We start from the raw sequence: 19261 nt of genomic DNA on the forward strand, positions 1-19261 counted from the left end.
TCGATGGGGAGGGAGGCGGGCGCGGGCTCAGAGATGTCGGTAGACGTCTTCGAGGGTGAGGCCCTTGGCGATCATCATCACCTGCAGGTGGTAGAGCAGCTGCGACATCTCCTCGGCCGCCTCGGCGTCGGACTCGTACTCCGACGCCATCCAGACCTCGGCGGCCTCCTCGACGATCTTCTTCCCGATGAAGTGCACGCCGCGGTCGAGCTCCGCAACCGTGCCGGAGCCCTCGGGGCGCGTCTGGGCCTTCTCGCTCAGCTCGGCGAACAGGTCATCGAACGATTTCACCCGTTCAGGCTACTCGCTCCCGCGGACCGATCGGCGCACGCGTGCGCCCGCGCGAGTTCGCGGAGCTCGCCGATGCGCGCCTCGATGTCGTCCGCGCCGAACACCGCGGATCCGGCGACGAACGTGTCGGCTCCCGCCGCCGCGGCCTGCTCGATCGTGCCCGGCGCGATGCCGCCGTCGACCTGCAGCCACACGTCCGCTCCTCGGCGCGAGGCCTCCTGCCGGAGCAGCCGCAGCTTCGGCAGCGTCTCGGGGCGGAACGCCTGCCCCCCGAAGCCGGGCTCGACCGTCATCACGAGCACCTGGTCGAACTCGCCGAGGTGATCGAGCAGAGGCTCGACGGGCGTGTCGGGCTTCACGGCGACGCCCGCGCGGGAGCCGATCTCGCGCAGCCGACGCGCGACCCCGACCGGGTCGGCGGCCGCCTCGACGTGGAACGTCACGGAGGCCGCCCCGATCTCGGCGTACCCCGGCGCCCAGCGATCCGGGTCGGAGATCATGAGGTGCACGTCGAGCGGGACGGGACTCGTCTGCTGGATCCGCTCGACCATCTGCGGCCCGAACGTGAGGTTCGGCACGAAGTGGTTGTCCATGACGTCGACGTGCACGAGGTCGGCCGCGGCGATCCGCTCGAGGTCGCGCTGCATGTTCGCGAAGTCGGCGGACAGGATGCTCGGGTTGATGCGCGGGGCGTCGGGAAGGCTCACCCCGTCATTATCGCCGCACCGGGCGGCTCTGCGGGCGGGATACGCTGGGTCGGGCTCGCAGAGGACGGGGAGGCACCACCGATGAGCGACGACTTCCCCTGGAAGCGCTCCGACCGAGACGCCTACGCCTGGGATCGCCGCATGCCGTGGCAGCGCGACGACGACGCCGGATCGGACGACGCCGAGGGCGAGCCGGGCGCGTCGACGGAGAGGGCCCCCGCCCCCTCCCCTCCGGCGGAGGACGCTCCGGCCCCCTCGCCGGCACCGCCCGCCGAGCACTCCCCCGCGGATCCTGAGGCGCCCGGAGATGAGGGGACGGCCCCGGAGCGCGTCGAACCGCGGGGCGAGGCCCCGCCGCCCGCGCCGCTCCCCGCCGCCGAACGCGAGGAGCCGGAGGATCAGGGCCCCGTCGCGCCGCCGGAGCCCGAGACGGCCCCGTCGCCCGCCCCGGCCGACGCCGCGATGCCGGGGCCGCCGCCCGTCGGCGCCGCCGCGTCGCCGGAGCGAGCCCGCCAGAAGGCGCCCGCCATCCCGCCGGTCCCTCCCCCTGCGCCCTCCCCCGCGACGACCGGCTCCTCGGGCGCGGGACGGATCGCGCTGGGCGTCGTCGCGGCCGTCATCGGCATCCCGGTGCTCCTCATCTCGGCCGGGGCGATCTTCTCCTCCGGGGGATCCTCGCGGAACGATCCCGACCCGGAGGAGGTCGCGTCCGCGGAGACGGCGGCGACCGAGACGGTGCTGCGCTTCTTCGACGCCGTCGCGGAGGGCGAGAGGGACGAGGCCCTCTCGTACCTGTCGCTCGACGAATCCGGCACGGGCGAGGACCACGCGCTGCTCGACGAGGCCGTCTTCGAGGCGGCGCACGAGCGCGCGCCGCTCGAGGGCTTCCCCGACGTCTCCGTGGAGCTCGACCCCGACTACTCCTCCCACGCCGTCGCCGACGTCGCCATGGCGCTGGGCGGCGAGACCCACGAGGCGCAGCTCGACCTCTGGCGGTCGGGCGGCGACTGGCTCATCAGCCCGTCGTCGCTCTCGATCCGCTACGGAGAGCAGCTCGCCGCGCTCGACCTGACGATCGAGGGCGTCCCCCTCGAGCCCGACCTCTGGTACCCGATGCTCCCCGGGCTGTACGCGCTCGACACGGCGAGCGACCTCATCGAACCCGCCTGGTTCAGCGAGGACGGCGAGCAGCACCGGCTGTCCGGCGATCGGCTCGCGATCCCGAATCCCGCGCGCGTCTTCCACGAGGCCGCGCTGTCCGACGAGGGCCTCGACATCGTCGCGGACGCCGTCGACCGCTCGCTCGACGCCTGCCTCGCCTCCCGCGACCTCGATGCGTCGTGCGCCCCGGTCGACGCCGACTGGTTCGGCGGGCTCGAGCCGATCGACGGCACGGTCACCCGCACGGTGCGCGGCGAGCAGGACGACGACGGGACGGAGCCTGATCCCACCTACGACGACCCGCTCGTCGTCCGCGCCACGCGCGGCGTGCATCTGACCGTCTCCGCCCGCTGCCTCGACGGCGCGGAGGAGGTCGACTGCGAGGCCTTCGTGTTCGCGGCCCAGCCCGCGGTCGACCTGCGCGACCTCGAGACGCCCGCCGTCACCTGGCGGCAGTACTGACGGCGCCGCGTCAGCGGCGACGCAGAAGCGACAGGCTCATCGCGTCGACGCCGTGACGGTGCGGCCAGAGCTGCGCCCGCCCCGACCCGTCCTCCTGCGGGGGCAGGTCGATCTCCGCGCGGGAGACGGCGCGGATCGCGGCGCGGGCGTCGAGCTCCTCGACGTCGTCCCTCCGACGCAGCGCGTCGCGCACGATGCCCGCCGTCTCGGCGAGATGGGGCGAGCACGTCACGTAGGCGACGAGGCCGCCCGGCGCCGCCGCATCGATCGCGGCGTCGAGCAGCTCGCCCTGCAGCTCCGCCAGCTCGGCCACGTCCTCGGGGCGCTTGCGCCAGCGCGCCTCGGGGCGGCGACGCAGCGCGCCGAGGCCCGTGCACGGCGCATCGACGAGGATCCGGTCGTAGCGGCCCGCCCGAGCCCTCGCGAACGCGCGTCCGTCGCCGACGTGCACCCGCACCTCCGCGGGCACCGCCTCGAGGGCGCGCCCGACGAGACCGGCGCGGGCGGGGACGAGCTCGTTCGCCTCGAGCGTCGCTCCGGCGCGCATCGCCTCGGCGCCGAGCAGCGCGGTCTTCCCGCCCGGCCCCGCGCACAGGTCGAGCCACTCCTCCCCGTCGCGCACGGGCACCGCCCGCGCGAGCGCCAGCGCGACGAGCTGGGATCCCTCGTCCTGCACTCGCTGCGCGCCGCCCGAGGCGCGCACGATCGGCTCGGGATCGCCCTGCGGCGCGCGGAAGCCCACGGGCGAGAACGGCGTGCGGCGCCCTCCGGGCTCCGCGAGCCCCGGCAGGGCGGCCATCGTGACCGACGGCGAGGCGTTGTCGGCGTCGAGCAGCTCCTCGAGCTCCGTCTCCCGTCCCTCGGCCGCGAGGGCGCGGCGGAGGGCCCTGATCACCCACACCGGGTGGGAGAAGCGCATCGCGAGCGCCTCGTCGTCCGATCGGGCTCCCTCGAGGATCCGCTCCTCCCAGACGCCGGGGGTCTCGCGCGAGATGCGCCTCAGGACGGCGTTGGCGAAGCCGGACGCGCCCCGGCCGGCCTCGCGGGAGACGATCGTCACCGACTCGTCCACCGCGGCGTGGGAGGCGACGCGCGTGGCGAGCAGCTGGTGGGCGCCCAGGCGGAGCGCGTCGAGCACCGCCGGGTCGATCTGGCGGACGTCGCGCCCCGAGGCCTCGGCGATCACCGCGTCGTACGTGCCGCGGCGGCGCAGCGTGCCGTAGGTCAGCTCGGTCGCGAAGGCCGCGTCGGCCGCGCTCAGCCCCGCGCGGTCGATCTCCTTCGGCAGGAGCAGGTTGGCGTAGGCGTCCGAGGCGTCGACCGCGCGCAGCACGGTGTACGCGACCTCTCGCGCGAGCTGGACGCGACCCGCCGGACGGGGAGAGCGTCGGGGACGTCGCGCGGGGCGTCGGTCGCTCACGAGCCCAGCACCACGTCGCCGCGTGCGCCGCGGAGCCAGTCGGCGGCGGCCATCGCGCCCTTGCCCGCGGGCTGGACGCGGGTGACGAGCAGCGGCTCGGTCGCGGTGCCGACGAGGACGCCGTCGCGGACGCCCCGCGCTTCCCCCGGCTCGAGCGAGACGGCGTCGCCCTCCGCGCGCCGCGCCGCGAGCACCTTGAGACGCGCTCCGTCGACGGTCGTGTGCGCCCCCGGCTCGGGCGTCGTCCCGCGATAGCGCGCGTGCACCTCGTCGGCGGGGCGCGTCCAGTCGAGGAGTCCGTCGGAGAGCGTCAGCTTCGGGGCGAGCGTCGGCTCGCCCTCCTGGGGGCGCGGGGTCGCCTCGCCGCGCGCGATCGCGGCGACGGCGTCGCGGAGCAGCCCCGCGCCGCTGCCGGCGAGCTGCGCGAGGAGCTCGCCCGCGGTCTGCTCCGCGCCCGGGACGACGCGCTCCACGGCGAGGAGGTCTCCCGCGTCGAGCCCCTCGACGAGCTGGAAGACGGCGGCGCCGGTCTCGGCGTCGCCGGCGATGAGCGCGTGCTGCACGGGCGCCGCTCCCCTCCAGCGCGGCAGCAGCGAGAAGTGCAGGTTGATCCACCCCCGGGGCGGCGTCGACAGCAGCGGCTCCCGCACGAGGCCGCCGTAGGCGACGATCACGCCGAGGTCGGCGCCCAGGGCCGCGAGGCGCTCCGTCGCCTCCTCGTCGAGCCGCGCGGCGCGGATGACCGGCAGCCCCAGCCGCTCGGCCTCCTGCGCCACGGGGGACGGCGTGAGCACGCGGCGGCGCCCGAGCGGCGCGTCGGGGCGGGTGACGACGGCCGCGATGTCGTGCCCCGCCTCATGCAGCGCGGTGAGCGAGGGAACCGCCGCGTCGGGGGTTCCGGCGAAGACGATCCGCAGACGGTCGGAGGGCTCGGGCATGTCGGGGCGGCCTTTCGCGGGGGTCTAGAGGTCGGGCTCGACGAGGTCGAACCGCACAGCGAGTGTATTGCCCGGCGGCCGCACGCGGCCTGAGCCGGGCTCGCGGCGCCGCGACCGGCTGCGCGACGCCATGGCCGCCTGGACGACCGACGCGCGCAGGCTCTGCGCGACGTCGCGGCCGTGCGCGTAGTCGACCCGCACGAGCGCGCGCGAGCGGCGACGATCCGCGATGTCGTCGAGCGGGACCGGCCCGAGGATCGCCTCGTCGTCGAGGGCCGGGACGTCGGCGCGGAGCCGGTCGAGCGCCGCCTCGACGACCTCGGCGTCGCCGTCGACGCGCGCCACCCGAGCCGCCGGAGGCATCCGGAGGGGCGCGCGCTCGGCGAGCTGGGTGCGGGCGTACGCGGGCTGGGTCCAGGTGGCGAGGGCCCTCGCCACCGGCCCCGTGACGCCCACCAGGTGCACGGGGGCGTCGGGAGCCGCGAGCGCGGCGGCGTTCGACCACCAGCGCAGGCACGACTCGCCGATGCGCAGCTCGGGGGCCTGCAGCATGCGATCGCCGTCGAGCAGCAGCACCATCGCGTATCCGCCTGCCGGGAGAGGCTCGGCGCCGCGCGTGGCGATCACGAGAGCGGGCTCGTCGTCGACCTCGCTCACGGGATGGGCGCCGTCGGCGACGATCACCCGCACCCCGGGGAAGGCCCGTCCGAGCTCATCGGCGGTGCGCTCGGATCCCGAGGAGGCGAGGCGCACGCGCGTCGACTCGCAGGACCGGCACATCCACCCGCGCGCCTCGCGCGCGCACCGGGTGCACACGGGGGTGGCGCCGCGCCCGGTGGCGTGCAGCGGCCCGCCGCAGGTGAGGCACCGCGCGGGCGCGCGGCACTCGGCGCAGACGAGGGTCGGAGCGTAGCCGGGGCGCGCCACCTGCACGAGCACCGGCCCGCGCTCGAGCGCCTCCCGCGCCGCGCGGAACGACGCGGACGGGATGCGGCCGGTCTGCGGCGTGTCCTGCGGCGCGCCGAGGACGACGCGGGGCGAGGCGCGGCGGGTCGCCGGGCAGTCGTGCGCGTAGCCGATCGCGACGAGCCTCTCGACGTCGCTCGTGCGGGTGTGCCCTGCGAACAGCAGGGCCCCGCCGTCGGCGCTCTGCCGCACGAGCGCGACGTCGCGCGCGTGGACGTAGGGCGCGAGCGGCTCCTCGAGGAGGCTGTCGCCGTCGTCCCACAGCGCGAGCAGGCCGAGGCGCGGCACCGGCGCATAGACCGCCGAGCGGTTGCCGATCACGATGCACGGCGCGTCCTCGAGCGTGCGCAGGTACCCCGCGTAGCGCTCGGGGCCCGACTGCTGGGCGTCGTGCCGCACGATCGCGTCGGACGGGGCGAGGTCCCGCAGCGCCTGCTCGAGGAGGTCGAGGTCGCGATGGTCGGGCACGGCGATGACCGCGGAGGCCCCGCGGGCGAGCGTCGTCGTGGCCGCCGCGGCGAGCAGCGCGGTCCACGCGGGGAGCCCCGCGGACACCCCGGGAGGGGCGTCGACGGCGAGGCGCTCGCCCGCCGCGATCCGCTCGTCGAGGTCGGGGAACGCCGAGAGCACCCGGGCGGCGCGATCCCGCGCCTCGGCGGTCGGCACAGGCGGCGCCGCCGGGTCGGCGGCGAGCCACGCCTTCTCGACGCGTACCATGCGCCGGGGGATCGCGAGCCGCAGCACGTCGCTCAGCGAGCCCGCCGCCCGGTCGGCGACGGCGCGCGCGAGACGGTGCAGGCGCTCGGGGAGCACGCGGGCGGCCGACACGACCTGCTCGATCTCGCTCAGAGCCCGCTCGGCGTCGGACTCCGTCGCCACCTCGACGACGAACCCCTCGATGACGCGCCCGGCGGTGCGCAGGGGCGCCTTGACGCGCACCCCCGGCACCACCTGATCGGCGAGCTCGCGCGGGATGGCGTAGTCGAAGAGGCGGTCGAGCTGCGGCAGGGGCGTGTCGACCGCGACGCGCGCGATGGCGCGCGACCCGCCGACGTCACCCGCCGTCACGGTCGCCGCCGTCAGAGGCCCGCGGCCCGGCGCAGCGCCTCGACGCGGTCGGTGCGCTCCCACGTGAAGTCGGGCAGCTCGCGGCCGAAGTGCCCGTACGCGGCCGTCTGCGCGTAGATGGGACGCAGCAGGTCCAGATCGCGGATGATCGCGGCCGGCCGCAGGTCGAAGACCTCGCGGATCGCCGCGGTGATCGTCTCGTCGGACACGGCTCCCGTGCCGAACGTCTCGACGTACAGGCCGACGGGTCGCGCCCGGCCGATGGCGTAGGCCACCTGCACCTCGAGGCGTCGCGCGAGCCCCGCCGCCACCGCGTTCTTCGCGACCCAGCGCATCGCGTAGGCCGCCGAGCGGTCGACCTTCGACGGGTCCTTGCCGCTGAAGGCGCCTCCGCCGTGCCGCGCCGCGCCGCCGTAGGTGTCGACGATGATCTTGCGGCCCGTGAGGCCCGCGTCGGCCTTCGGCCCGCCGAGCACGAAGCTGCCGGACGGGTTGATGTGCAGCTCGGCACCGGAGACGTCGAGCCCGGTCTGCTCGAGCACCGGCTGCACCACGAGCCGGTTCACGGCCTCCTCGAGGTCGGCCTGCGAGATGTCGGGGTGGTGCTGGGTCGACAGCACGACCGTCTCGATGGTGCGGGGGACGTCTCCGTCGTAGCCGACCGTCACCTGGGTCTTGCCGTCCGGGCGGAGGAAGGCGAGCTCGCCCGATCGGCGCACCTTCGTCAGCCGCTCCGCCATCCGGTGCGCCGTCCACGCGGCCATCGGCATGAGCTCCGGCGTCTCGTCGGTCGCGTAGCCGAACATGATGCCCTGGTCTCCCGCGCCCTGCGCGTCGAGCTCGTCGCCCGTCTCGCCCGAGCGGTGCTCCTCGCTCGTCGTCACGCCGTCGCCGATCTCGACCGACTGCTCGCCCACCGACACCGTCACGCCGCACGAGTCGGCGTCGAAGCCCATCTCGCTCGACGTGTAGCCGATGTCGCGGATCACGCGGCGCACGATCGTCGAGATGTCCGCGTAGCCCTCGGTGCGGATCTCCCCCGCCACGTGCACGAGACCGGTCGTGACGAGCGTCTCGACCGCGACGCGCGCCCCGGGATCGTCGGCGAGCAGCGCGTCGAGCACGCTGTCGCTGATCTGATCGCAGATCTTGTCGGGGTGGCCCTCGGTGACGGACTCGGACGTGAACAGGCGCAGGCTCATAGCGGACCTCGGTATTCGCTTCGGACGGGACGGATGCTCGGGACAACGATGACGAGGACCCCCGACAAACGAATGACGGGGGTCCTCGGCGGCTTCTTCAGCGAGGCGCGGCGCTCACTCCCCGGCGGGGCGCATGCGCAGCTTGTCCTCGTGGATCTCGCGAAGAGCGATCGAGAGCGGCTTGTCCTCGACGGCCGCGTCGACCAGGGGGCCGACGTTGTCGAAGAGCGAGCCCTCCTGCAGATCCGTGTAGTAGTCGTTGATCTGGCGGGCGCGCTTCGCCCCGTAGATCACGAGCTGGTACTTCGAGTCGACGCGATCCAGCAGCTCGTCGATGGGCGGGTCGATGATGCCCTTGTTCTCTGCGGCCATTGCCTGTTCCTCCTGTTTCAGCGCGCGAGAGAGCCTCAGCGCGCAGACGCCTGCATCAAGTCTACGACCTGCGCCGCCGCATCGGCGACGTCGTCGTTCACGATCCGGAAATCGAACTCGCCCTGCGCCGCGAGCTCGGCCTTCGCCGTGCGCAGGCGGCGGGCCCGCTCCTCCTCGCCCTCCGTACCGCGGCCGACGAGCCGGCTCACCAGCTCGTCCCAGGTCGGAGGGAGGAGGAACACGAGCGTGGCCCGCGGATCCGACTCCCGCACCTGGAACGCGCCCTGCATGTCGATCTCGAGCAGCACCGAGCGCCCCTCGGACAGCGCGCGATCGATCGGACCGCGCGGCGTGCCGTAGCGGTGGACGCCGTGCACGGTCGCCCACTCGAGCAGCTCGCCGTCGGCGACCATGCGGTCGAACTCGGCGTCGTCGACGAAGAAGTAGTGCTCGCCGTCGACCTCGCCCGGACGCGGCGCGCGCGTCGTCGCCGACACGGACAGCAGCACGTCGGGGTGGTTCTCGCGGATGTGCGCCGCCACCGTTCCCTTGCCCACGGCGGTGGGGCCCGCCAGCACGACCAGGCGGCTGCGGCCGGGGCGGGGCTGCGGCTCGGGCGAGCGCTGATCGAGCCACTGGCGGAGAGCCTCGCGCTGCCGCGCGCCGAGACCGCCCAGTCGCTTGACCGGAGAGATCTTCAGCTCGGCGAGCACGCGATCGCGCTTGCCCTCGCCGATCGCCGGCAGAGCGGTGAGGAACTCCGGCACACGCAGCGTGCCCGCGGCCGACTGCGGGTCGGCGGTCGCCGCGCGCAGAACATCCTGGGGCGACACGACGCGCGTGGACAGGTCGCGCTTCAGGCTCGCACGCGCCCGGCGGGCGGCGACGGCCTTGCGCGACGCGGCGACACGATCGACCTCGGGGGGACGCACGGGCTCAGACATCCTGCGGCTCCTGTGCGTCGCGCCCCGCGGGGGCGTCGCCTGCGGCGGGATAGAGAAGGGCGCGTTCTGCGATCACGTCGGCGATTCTCCCAGGCCCAGCCGAGAGAATGCTTCGGCTCTCGCTCGCGATCACCGCGGGCGCCATCGGGCCGTAGAGGTCGACGAGATCGCCCGGCCGAGCGCCCTGGAACCCGAAGCCCGGCGCCAGGATCGGCGCGAGGGGGGCGAACGGAGCGATCCCCGCGCGCGCCCAGTCCACGGTCGCGCCGATCACGAACCCGGCGCTCGCCCACTCCCCCGGCTCCGTCCGCGCGGCGCTGCGCCGCGACACCTCGGCGATGACGCCCGCGGCCACCGTCGCGCCGCCGGCCCCGACGGCGCGCTGCAGCGGCTCTGCCTCGGGATTGCTCGTCGCCGCGAGGACGAAGAGCCCCTTGCCGTGCGCGAGCGCCAGGTCGAGCGCCCCGTCGAGCGCACCCACCCCGAGGTACGGGCTCACGGTGAGCGCGTCGGCCTCGAGGGGCGAGCCCGGCGTGAGCCATGCGGCCGCGTAGGCGTCCATCGTGGAGCCGATGTCTCCGCGCTTCGCGTCGGCGATGACGAGGAGGCCCGCCTCCCTGGCCGCGCGCATCACGTCCTCGAGCGCGGCGCTCCCCGCCGAGCCGAAGCGCTCGAAGAACGACACCTGGGGCTTCGCGAACGCCACGCGCCCCGCCGCCGCGTCGACGACCCGCAGGCCGAACTCCCGCGCGCCCGCCGCGTCCTGCGTCAGGCCCCAGTCGTCGAGCAGACCGGGGTGCGGGTCGATCCCCGCGCAGAGCGGGCCGCGCCGCCGGAGGGCGGCGCGGACCCGCTGTCCGAACGTCTCGGTCATGCGGCCTCTCCGGCGGCGCGCTCGCGCGCGAACTCCTGCAGGCTCTTCACCCCGAAGCCGTCGCGCATCGAGTCCATCGCGCTCACGGCGGCGCCGAGCACGGAGATCGTCGTGAAGAGCGCCTTGTCGGCACCCACCGCGGCGGCGCGGATCTCGTACCCGTCGGCGCGCGCCGACATGCCGCTCGGGGTGTTCACGACGATGTCCACCTCGCCGCGGGTGATGAGGTCGACGATGTTGTCCTCGCCCGACGCCTGCGTCTCGCTGTACTTGCGCACGACGGACACCTCGATGCCGTTGCGCGCGAGGATCTCCGCCGTGCCCTCCGTCGCCAGCAGCCGGAAGCCGAGCTGCTGCAGACGGTGCGCGGGGAGGATGACGTCGCGCTTGTCGCTGTCCGCGACCGAGATGAACACGGTCCCCGACAGCGGGATGCCGCCCGCGTAGGCCGCGTCCTGGCTCTTCGCGAACGCCGTCGGGAAGTCGCGGTCGATGCCCATGACCTCGCCCGTCGAGCGCATCTCCGGCCCGAGCACCGAATCGACGATGGCGCCGTCCGCGGTTCGGAAGCGCTTGAACGGCAGCACGGCCTCCTTCACGGCGACGGGCGCGTCGAGCGGCACCCGCGATCCGTCCTGCTCGGGCAGCACGCCCTCCGCGCGCAGCTCGGCGATCGACTCGCCCGCCATGACGCGGCTCGCCGCCTTCGCGAGCTGGATGCCGAGGGCCTTCGAGACGAACGGGACGGTGCGGCTCGCGCGCGGGTTGGCCTCGATCACATAGAGCACGCCGGCGCTGATCGCGTACTGCACGTTGATGAGGCCGCGCACGCCCACTCCCTCCGCGATCGCGCGGGTCGCCTGGACGACCCGGTCGATCTCGCTGCGGCCGAGCGACATGGGCGGCAGGGTGCACGACGAGTCGCCCGAGTGGATGCCCGCCTCCTCGAGGTGCTCCATGATCCCGCCGACGTAGAGGTCGTCGCCGTCGAACAGCGCGTCGACGTCGATCTCCACGGCGTCGTCGAGGAAGCGGTCGACGAGCAGCGGCGCGTCCGGGCCGATGATCGCGCTCGACGCGATGCGGCGGAAGTAGTCGTGCAGGCTGGCCGTGTCGTAGACGATCTCCATGCCGCGGCCGCCCAGCACGAACGAGGGGCGCACGAGAACGGGGTAGCCGATCTCCTCGGCGATCCGCACGGCCTCCTCCTCGCTCGTCGCCGTGCCGTTGCGCGGCGCCACGAGGTCGCCCCGCTCGAGGATCTCGCCGAACAGCTTGCGGTCCTCCGCGAGATCGATCGCGGCCGGGCTCGTGCCGAGGATCCGGTAGCCCGCCTCCTGGATCCCGTGCGAGAGCGCGAGAGGCGTCTGGCCGCCCAGCTGGCAGATCACGCCGTGGATCTCGCCCGAGGCCGACTCCGCGTGCAGCACCTCGAGCACGTCCTCGAGCGTGAGCGGCTCGAAGTAGAGGCGGTCGGACGTGTCGTAGTCGGTCGAGACCGTCTCGGGGTTGCAGTTGATCATCACGGTCTCGAAGCCCGCGTCGCTCAGCGCGAACGACGCGTGCACGCACGAGTAGTCGAACTCGACACCCTGGCCGATGCGGTTCGGGCCCGATCCGATGATCACGACCTTGCGGCGGTCGCTGGGCGCGACCTCCGTCTCGAGGTCGTAGGAGGAGTAGTGATACGGCGTGAGAGCCGGGAACTCGCCCGCGCAGGTGTCGACCGTCTTGTAGACGGGGCGGAGCCCGCGCTCGTGGCGCAGCGCCCTGACGTCCTCCTCAGCGAGACCGCGGAGCTGGGCGATCTGCGCGTCGGAGAAGCCGTGCTCCTTCGCGAGGAGCAGCGCCTCGTCGTCGAGCGCCGGGGCCTGGGCGACCGCGTCGGCGACCTCGTTGATGAGGACGATCTGGTCGATGAACCACGGGTCGATCTTCGTCGCCTCGAACACCTGCTCGGGCGTCGCGCCGAGGCGCAGCGCCTGCTGCACGTCGACGATGCGCCCGTCGGTGGGGATCGTCATCGACGCGAGCAGCTCGTCGACCGTCCGCTCCTCGGCGCCCCAGTGGAAGCTGGATCCGCGCTTCTCGATCGAGCGCAGCGCCTTCTGCAGCGCCGTCGTGTAGTTGCGGCCGATCGCCATCGCCTCGCCGACCGACTTCATGGTCGTCGTGAGGGTGGGGTCGGCGGCCGGGAACTTCTCGAAGGCGAAGCGCGGCACCTTGACGACGACGTAGTCGAGGGTCGGCTCGAACGAGGCGGGCGTGACGCCCGTGATGTCGTTCGGGACCTCGTCGAGGCGGTAGCCGAGAGCGAGCTTCGCGGCGAGCTTCGCGATCGGGAAGCCCGTCGCCTTCGACGCGAGCGCGGACGACCGCGAGACGCGGGGGTTCATCTCGATGACGATGATGCGCCCCGTCTCGGGATCGACGGCGAACTGGATGTTGCAGCCGCCCGTGTCGACCCCCACCGCGCGGATGATGTCGATGCCGATGTCGCGGAGCTTCTGGTACTCCTCGTCGGTCAGGGTCAGCGACGGCGCGACCGTGATCGAGTCGCCCGTGTGCACGCCGACCGGGTCGACGTTCTCGATGGAGCAGACGACGACCGTGTTGTCGGCCGTGTCGCGCATGAGCTCGAGCTCGTACTCCTTCCAGCCGAGGATCGACTCCTCGAGGAGAACCTCGGTCGTGGTCGACTCGCGCAGACCGCTGCCGGCGATGCGGCGCAGCTGCTCCTCGTCGAACGCGAAGCCGGATCCGAGCCCGCCCATCGTGAACGAGGGGCGCACGACGAGCGGGTAGCCGAGGTCGTCCGCGGCGGCGAGGACCTCGTCCATCGTGTGCGCGATGCGGCTGCGCGCCACCTCAGCGCCCGAGGCGACGACGAGCTCCTTGAAGACCTGGCGGTCCTCGCCCTTGCGGATCGCGTCGACGTTCGCGCCGATCAGCTCGACGCCGTGGCGCTCCAGGATCCCCTGCTCGTGCAGGGCCATCGCCGCGTTCAGGGCGGTCTGGCCGCCGAGGGTCGGCAGGATCGCGTCCGGACGCTCCTTGACGATGATCGACTCGATGATCTCGGGGGTGATCGGCTCGACGTAGGTCGCGTCGGCGAAGTCGGGATCGGTCATGATCGTCGCGGGGTTCGAGTTCACGAGGATGACGCGCACGCCCTCCTCGCGCAGGACGCGGCACGCCTGCGTCCCCGAGTAGTCGAACTCGCACGCCTGGCCGATGACGATCGGGCCCGACCCGATGACGAGAACGGACTGGATGTCGTCGCGCTTAGGCATGGGTGCCCTTCTTGCTCAGTGCGTCCACGACCATGTCGCGGAATCGATCGAAGAGGTAGTTGGCGTCGTGGGGGCCGCCCTCGGCCTCCGGGTGGTACTGCACGGAGAACGCCGGGATGTCCAGCGCGCGCAGCCCCTCGACGACCCGGTCGTTGAGGCCGATGTGGCTCACCTCGACCCGGCCGAAGCCCTCGGGGCTGTCGACGATCTCCTCGAGGGGTGCGTCGACCGCGAATCCGTGGTTCTGCGAGGTGATCTCAACGCGGCCGGTCGCCTTGTCGAGCACCGGCTGGTTCGCGCCGCGGTGGCCGAACGGCAGCTTGTACGTGCCGAAGCCGAGCGCGCGGCCGAACAGCTGGTTGCCGAAGCAGATGCCGAAGTACGGGATGCCGTCGCGCAGCACGCCGCGCAGGAGCTCGACGTGGGCGTCGCTCGCCGCCGGGTCGCCGGGGCCGTTCGAGTAGAACACCGCGACGGGGTCGATCGCGCGGATCTGCTCCGCCGTCGAGTCCTGCGGCATGACGTGCACGTCGAAGCCGCGCCGCGCGAGGTTCTCGACGGTCGCCTGCTTGATGCCGAGGTCGATCACGGCGAGGTTGCCGATGCGCTCGCCCACGGCGGGGGTCACCTCGGTCTCGGAGACCGACACCTCCTGGGAGAGGCTGCGGCCCGCCATCTGCGGCGCCTCGCGCACGATGCGGAGCTGCTCGTCCGCGTCGAGCTCCGCATCGGCGCCGGAGAAGACGCCCCCGCGCATGGAGCCCTCGGAGCGGATCCTGCGGGTCACGGCCCGGGTGTCGAGCCCGGAGATGCCGACGACGCCCGAGGAGGCGAGCTGGTCGTCGAGCGATCCCTCCGCCCGCCAGTTCGACACGACGCGGGAGGGGTCGCGCACGATGTACCCGGCCACCCAGATGCGCCGGGACTCGGGGTCCTCGCTGTTCACGCCCGTGTTGCCGATGTGGGGCGCCGTCTGCAGGACGATCTGCCCCGCGTAGGAGGGGTCGGTGAGGGTCTCCTGGTAGCCGGTCATGCCGGTCGTGAAGACCACCTCGCCCAGGGTCCTGCCGCGCGCTCCGTAGGCGCGGCCCGCGTAGCGGGTGCCGTCCTCCAGGACGAGAACGGCGGGATCCCGGTCGAGGAGCGTGCGGATGTCGGTGGACGTCATCGGGTTGCTCCTGAGGATGTGTCGGTGGCGGCCTGGGACGAGACGGCCTCGATGAGTCGAGACGGATCGTCGTCCTGCAGCCGCAGGTAGGTGTCGAGTTCGGCGTCGGCCGCGGTCCACGAGACGACGACGAGGCCGTCGCGCTCGACAACGCGGTCGATGGTCCAGGTGGCGCGGCCGACGCCCGAGATGGCGCCGGCGGGGATGAAGACCGTCTCCTCCCCCGGCAGGGCAAGGGCGAGGCCGTCCGTCGTCATCTCGATGTCGGCCTGCGCGCGGAACGCGAGCGGCCGCGCGGTGATGCGGTCGAGGGGCGCGTCGCGGCGGGTCGTCGCGACGTAGAAGCCGGAGAAGGATGCGACGTGGGCGCCCGTCGGCGCTCCCGTCGGCACGCGGACGCCCGCGTCGCGCGCGCGTCGTCGCCTCCAGCCCCACAGCATGAGGGCGAGGCCGATGACGGCCAGCGCCAGCATGACGATGCCGGCCACCTCCCGGGTCACCGGCGCACCTCGTCCGCCGGTGCGAGCTCCCCGTCGGCGAGGGTGACCCGGCCGCCGTGGATCGTCCAGCGCACGCTGCCTGGCAGCTCCCGTCCGAGGTAGGGCGAGTTCGCGCTCCGGCCGCGGAGGTCCGCGGCGGAGAACGCGCCGCCCGCTGCGGGGTCGTACAGCGTCAGCTCGGCGGGCTCTCCCGCGGCGACGGGCCGTCCGTGACCGGACAGCTGGCCGATCTCGGCGGGCGTGCGGGACAGGACCCGCGCGACGTCGTCCCAGTCGAGGGCGCCGGTGGCGACCATCGTGTCGTGGACGACGCGCAGGGCGCTCTCGAGGCCGACCATGCCGTGCGCGGCGGCGGCCCACTCGGTGGCCTTCGCCTCGGCCGGGTGCGGGGCGTGGTCGGTCGCGACGATGTCGATCGTCCCGTCGGCGAGCCCCTCCCGCACCGCGAGGACGTCCTCCTCGGTGCGCAGCGGCGGGTTGACCTTGAAGCGCGCGTCGTAGCCGCGCGCGCTCTCGTCGGTGAGCAGGAGGTGGTGCGGGGTGACCTCGGCCGTGACGGCGATGCCCCGCTTCTTCGCCCAGCGGACGATGTCGACGCTGCCCGCGGTCGACAGGTGGCACACGTGCAGGCGCGACCCGACGTGCTCGGCGAGCAGCACGTCGCGCGCGATGATCGACTCCTCCGCGACGGCGGGCCAGCCGGTCAGTCCGAGCTCCGCCGAGACGACGCCCTCGTTCATGAGGGCGCCCTCCGTGAGCCGGGGGTCCTGCGCGTGCTGCGCGATGACGCCGCCGAAGGCCTTCACGTATTCGAGCGCGCGGCGCATGATCAGCGGATCGGAGACGCAGAAGCCGTCGTCGCTGAAGACCCGCACCCGGGCGCGCGAGTCGGCCATGGCCCCGAGCTCCGCGAGCCGCTCTCCCTGCTGCCCGACCGTGACGGCGCCGATCGGCTGCACGGTCGCGTATCCGGCCTCCTCGCCGAGGGCGAGCTCCTGCTCGACCACGCCGGCCGTGTCGGCGACGGGCCTCGTGTTGGGCATCGCGAACACCGCCGTGAACCCGCCCGCGGCGGCGGCCCTCGTGCCGGTCAGCACGGTCTCGCTCGCTTCGAAGCCCGGCTCGCGGAGGTGGACGTGCAGGTCGACGAGACCGCGCAGCGCGATGAGGCCGTCGGCGTCGATCACGCGGGCGCCTCGTCGCGAGAGCCCCGCGCCCACCTCGGCCACGCGGCCGTCCTCGATCAGGATGTCGGCCCGGTCGCCGCCCTCGATCTGCGCGCCCTGGATGAGGAGCACCTCGCTCATCGGTCCTCCTCGTTCGTCGGTGTGTTCCGCTCCCCCGCCAGCAGCAGGTAGAGCACGGCCATGCGCACGGACACCCCGTTCGCGACCTGCTCGCGCACCGTGGCGCGCGGCGAGTCGGCGGCTTCCGCGCAGATCTCGAGCCCGCGGTTCATCGGGCCGGGATGCATCACGATCGTATCGCTCGGAAGTGCCGCCAGCCGGACGGGGTCGAGCCCCCACCACCGCGTGTACTCGCGCGAGGAGGGGAAGAACGCGGCGTTCATCCGCTCGAGCTGGATGCGGAGCATCATGAGAGCGTCCGGCGCCTCCGCGATCGCCTCGTCGATGCTGTAGCGCACCGTCGCGGGCCAGGCGGACACGTCCTGCGGCAGCAGGGTGGGCGGGGCGACGAGCGTCACCTCGGCGCCGAGGGCGTCGAGCAGCCACACGTTGGAGCGGGCGACGCGCGAGTGCAGGATGTCGCCGACGATCGCGACGCGGTATCCGGCGAGGTCGCGGCCCCGGGACTCGGCGCCGTAGCGCCTGCGGCGCATCGTGAAGGCGTCGAGGAGCGCCTGCGTCGGGTGCTCGTGCATGCCGTCGCCGGCGTTCACGACGCCCGCGTCGATCCAGCCGCTCGTGGCGAGCGTGCGCGGCGCGCCGGAGGCGCCGTGCCGGACGACCACGGCGTCGGCGTTCATCGCCTGCAGCGTCTGCGCCGTGTCCTGCAGGCTCTCGCCCTTGGACACGCTGGACCCCTTCGCCGAGAAGTTGATGACGTCGGCCGAGAGCCGCTTCGCGGCCGCCTCGAACGAGATGCGCGTGCGCGTGGAGTCCTCGAAGAAGAGGTTGACGACCGTGCGCCCGCGCAGCGTGGGGAGCTTGCGCACCTCGCGCCCCTGCGTGTCTGCCATGTCCTCGGCGACGTCGAGGATGCGGATCGCGTCCGCGCGGCTCAGCGTCTTCGTGTCGAGAAGGTGCCTCATGAGGCGCTCCCCTCGGGCGAGGCGATGCTGATCTCGTCGGCGCCGTCGATCTCCGCCAGCCGCACGTTCACGCGCTCCGAGCGGGAGGACGGCAGGTTCTTCCCCACGAAGTCGGGCCGGATCGGCACCTCGCGGTGGCCGCGGTCGGCGAGGATCGCGAGGCGCACGGCGGAGGGCCGCCCGATGTCGCCGATCGCGTCGAGCGCCGCGCGGATCGTGCGTCCGGAGAACAGCACGTCGTCGACGAGGACGACGACGCGCCCGTCCACCCCGCTCGCGGGGATGTCCGTCGGCTGCGGGGCGCGGGTCGGGTGCTGCGCGAGGTCGTCGCGGTACATCGTGACGTCGAGCGCCCCGACGGGCACGCTCTCGCCGGCGAAGCGCTCGATGAGCGCGCCGAGGCGACGGGCGAGGAACACCCCGCGCGTGGGGATCCCGAGGAGGACGAGGCCGGAGGCCCCGCGGTTCGACTCGAGGATCTCGTGGGCGATGCGCGTCAGCGCGCGCGACATGTCGGCTTCCTGGAGCACGGTGCGTGTGCTCATCCGCCGCTCCCTTCTCCGCCTCACGGGACGGGGTTAAAGGTGCTGGATTCGAGGTGCTGCGACCAGTGTATTCAGTTCGACCGCGCGATGCGCGCGAGCACGCCGTGCACGAAGGCCCCCGACTCCTCGGTCGAGAGCTCCTTGGCCAGCTCGACGGCCTCGTCGATGGCCACGGCGGTCGGGACGTCCTCGTTCCAGAGGATCTCCCAGGTGCCCAGCCGCAGCAGCGCCCGGTCGACCGCTGGCATGCGCTCGAGGCGCCAGTCGCGGCTGTGGGTGGCGATCTGCTCGTCGATCTCGTCGCGATGGTCGACGACGCCGTCCACGATCTCCCTGGCGTACAGCCAGGAGGCCTGGCGCTCGGGCTCGCCCGCGGCGCGCTTCGCCTCCGCCGCCAGCGTGACGGCGAGGTCGTCGCCGCGCACGTCGGACGAGAAGAGCATGTTCAGCGCGCGCCTGCGCGCCTTGGTCCGTGCGCTCACGTGATCCGTCGCCCCTGATCAGTCGTTGACGCGGCCGAGGTACTCGCCCGAGCGCGTGTCGACCTTGATCTTGGTGCCCTCGCCCACGAAGAGCGGGACCTGGATCTCGGCGCCCGTCTGCACCGTCGCGGGCTTGGTGCCCGCGTTCGAGCGGTCGCCCTGCAGGCCCGGCTCGGTGTAGGTGATCTCGAGGACGACCGACGGGGGCATCTCGATGTAGAGCGGCTGGCCGTCGTGCATGGCGATCGTGACCATCATCTGCTCGAGCAGGAAGCGCGAGGCGTCGCCCACCACGACGGCCGGCACGTTGATCTGGTCGTAGTCGTCGACGTCCATGAACACGAACGAGTCGCCGTCGTTGTACAGGTACTGGTAGTCGCTGCGGTCGACGTTCTGGATGTCGATCTTCGCCCCCGCGTTGAACGTGCGGTCGACCGTCTTCCCGGAGACGACGTTCTTCATCTTCGTGCGGACGAACGCGCCGCCCTTGCCGGGCTTGACGTGCTGGAACTCCACAACGCTCCAGAGCTGTCCGTCGATCGAGAGGACGACGCCGTTGCGGATGTCTGCGGTCGATGCCATGAGGAGGGAGTTCC

At 73.3% G+C, this 19261-nt stretch carries 18 protein-coding genes; 1 reads left to right on the forward strand and 17 read right to left on the reverse strand.

The annotated features are described in order from the left end of the window. Positions 1 to 27: 27 nt before the first annotated feature. A complete protein-coding gene (locus tag NHL53_RS05510) occupies positions 28 to 291 on the reverse strand; it encodes a phosphoribosyl-ATP diphosphatase (RefSeq protein WP_433775847.1) in 264 nt (87 codons plus the stop codon). Next, entirely contained in the window at positions 288 to 998 is a 711-nt protein-coding gene (gene rpe / locus NHL53_RS05515; RefSeq protein ID WP_433775848.1) for a ribulose-phosphate 3-epimerase, read from the reverse strand. Before rpe ends, NHL53_RS05510 begins: the two co-directional genes overlap by 4 nt. Before the next feature lie 81 nt (positions 999 to 1079). Here rpe and NHL53_RS05520 point away from each other — a divergent pair, with 81 nt between their 5' ends. Next, positions 1080 to 2621: a hypothetical protein gene (locus NHL53_RS05520; RefSeq protein WP_433775849.1), complete on the forward strand. Its 1542-nt coding sequence runs from the start codon at positions 1080 to 1082 to the stop codon at positions 2619 to 2621. Between the two features lie 10 nt (positions 2622 to 2631). Here NHL53_RS05520 and NHL53_RS05525 read toward each other — a convergent pair whose 3' ends face one another. The 15 genes from NHL53_RS05525 to efp all read right to left on the reverse strand — a co-directional run bounded on the left by NHL53_RS05525 (position 2632) and on the right by efp (position 19247). Then, on the reverse strand, positions 2632 to 4041 hold the full coding sequence (locus NHL53_RS05525) for an RsmB/NOP family class I SAM-dependent RNA methyltransferase (RefSeq protein ID WP_433775850.1): 1410 nt from the start codon (positions 4039 to 4041) through the stop codon (positions 2632 to 2634). Next, on the reverse strand, positions 4038 to 4958 hold the full coding sequence (fmt, locus tag NHL53_RS05530; protein ID WP_433775916.1) for a methionyl-tRNA formyltransferase: 921 nt from the start codon (positions 4956 to 4958) through the stop codon (positions 4038 to 4040). The genes NHL53_RS05525 and fmt overlap by 4 nt, the downstream gene beginning before the upstream one ends. 45 nt (positions 4959 to 5003) lie before the next feature. Continuing rightward, positions 5004 to 7013, reverse strand: coding sequence for a primosomal protein N' (locus NHL53_RS05535; protein WP_433775851.1), 2010 nt, complete (start codon positions 7011 to 7013; stop codon positions 5004 to 5006). Positions 7014 to 7024: 11 nt separating this feature from the next. Then, positions 7025 to 8215 carry a methionine adenosyltransferase gene (gene metK / locus NHL53_RS05540; RefSeq protein ID WP_433775852.1) on the reverse strand — a complete coding sequence of 397 codons (1191 nt, stop codon included), beginning with the start codon at positions 8213 to 8215 and terminating at the stop codon, positions 7025 to 7027. Between the two features lie 114 nt (positions 8216 to 8329). Continuing rightward, positions 8330 to 8587 carry a DNA-directed RNA polymerase subunit omega gene (rpoZ, locus tag NHL53_RS05545; protein WP_433775853.1) on the reverse strand — a complete coding sequence of 86 codons (258 nt, stop codon included), beginning with the start codon at positions 8585 to 8587 and terminating at the stop codon, positions 8330 to 8332. Between the two features lie 35 nt (positions 8588 to 8622). Then, positions 8623 to 9531, reverse strand: coding sequence for a guanylate kinase (gene gmk / locus NHL53_RS05550; RefSeq protein WP_433775854.1), 909 nt, complete (start codon positions 9529 to 9531; stop codon positions 8623 to 8625). Next, complete coding sequence (gene pyrF, locus NHL53_RS05555) at positions 9524 to 10405, reverse strand: orotidine-5'-phosphate decarboxylase (RefSeq protein ID WP_433775855.1); 882 nt, start codon at positions 10403 to 10405, stop codon at positions 9524 to 9526. Before pyrF ends, gmk begins: the two co-directional genes overlap by 8 nt. Further along, a complete protein-coding gene (gene carB / locus NHL53_RS05560; protein ID WP_433775856.1) occupies positions 10402 to 13698 on the reverse strand; it encodes a carbamoyl-phosphate synthase large subunit in 3297 nt (1098 codons plus the stop codon). Before carB ends, pyrF begins: the two co-directional genes overlap by 4 nt. After that, positions 13691 to 14866, reverse strand: a complete 1176-nt coding sequence (gene carA, locus NHL53_RS05565; RefSeq protein WP_433775857.1) for a glutamine-hydrolyzing carbamoyl-phosphate synthase small subunit — start codon at positions 14864 to 14866, stop codon at positions 13691 to 13693. The genes carB and carA overlap by 8 nt, the downstream gene beginning before the upstream one ends. After that, a complete protein-coding gene (locus tag NHL53_RS05570; protein ID WP_433775858.1) occupies positions 14863 to 15366 on the reverse strand; it encodes a hypothetical protein in 504 nt (167 codons plus the stop codon). Before NHL53_RS05570 ends, carA begins: the two co-directional genes overlap by 4 nt. Next, positions 15363 to 16673 (reverse strand): dihydroorotase, encoded by a 1311-nt coding sequence (locus NHL53_RS05575; RefSeq protein WP_433775859.1) that lies wholly within the window; start codon positions 16671 to 16673, stop codon positions 15363 to 15365. Before NHL53_RS05575 ends, NHL53_RS05570 begins: the two co-directional genes overlap by 4 nt. Continuing rightward, positions 16670 to 17638: an aspartate carbamoyltransferase catalytic subunit gene (locus NHL53_RS05580; protein WP_433775860.1), complete on the reverse strand. Its 969-nt coding sequence runs from the start codon at positions 17636 to 17638 to the stop codon at positions 16670 to 16672. Before NHL53_RS05580 ends, NHL53_RS05575 begins: the two co-directional genes overlap by 4 nt. Beyond that, a complete protein-coding gene (gene pyrR / locus NHL53_RS05585) occupies positions 17635 to 18183 on the reverse strand; it encodes a bifunctional pyr operon transcriptional regulator/uracil phosphoribosyltransferase PyrR (protein ID WP_433775861.1) in 549 nt (182 codons plus the stop codon). Before pyrR ends, NHL53_RS05580 begins: the two co-directional genes overlap by 4 nt. 71 nt (positions 18184 to 18254) lie before the next feature. Continuing rightward, a complete protein-coding gene (gene nusB / locus NHL53_RS05590) occupies positions 18255 to 18665 on the reverse strand; it encodes a transcription antitermination factor NusB (RefSeq protein ID WP_433775862.1) in 411 nt (136 codons plus the stop codon). 18 nt (positions 18666 to 18683) lie between these two features. Next, positions 18684 to 19247: an elongation factor P gene (efp, locus tag NHL53_RS05595; RefSeq protein WP_433775863.1), complete on the reverse strand. Its 564-nt coding sequence runs from the start codon at positions 19245 to 19247 to the stop codon at positions 18684 to 18686. Positions 19248 to 19261 lie beyond the last annotated feature (14 nt).

This window comes from Microbacterium sp. gxy059 (genome assembly GCF_050958665.1).
In the GTDB taxonomy this organism is placed as follows: Bacteria; Actinomycetota; Actinomycetes; order Actinomycetales; family Microbacteriaceae; genus Microbacterium.